This is a genomic window from Flavobacterium sp. FlaQc-30 (genome assembly GCF_044005885.1).
Classification (GTDB): Bacteria; Bacteroidota; Bacteroidia; order Flavobacteriales; family Flavobacteriaceae; genus Flavobacterium.
In genome coordinates this window covers 1-237 of record NZ_JBIPCO010000063.1, presented here as the reverse complement: position 1 = coordinate 237, position 237 = coordinate 1, and the positions used below count along the sequence as shown (strand labels likewise).

Below are 237 nucleotides of genomic sequence, written 5' to 3'. Positions count from 1 at the left end.
ATTCCGTCTTTTCCGTCTTTTCCATCAGCACCGTTTGCTCCAGCAATACCTTGTAATCCTTGCGGTCCAACTGCTCCGTCTTTTCCGTCAGCTCCGTTGGCTCCAGCGATTCCTTGTAATCCTTGTGGTCCTACTGCTCCGTCAACTCCATCTTTTCCATCAGCTCCGTTGGCTCCAGCGATTCCTTGTAATCCTTGCGGTCCTACAGCTCCGTCTTTTCCGTCAGCTCCGTTTGTT

The 237-nt window shown here is 51.5% G+C and carries 1 pseudogene; it reads right to left on the bottom strand.

Annotated features, from left to right (window positions below):
* A pseudogene (locus tag ACHRV0_RS21755) lies at positions 1-237 on the bottom strand (collagen-like protein); the annotation flags it as partial.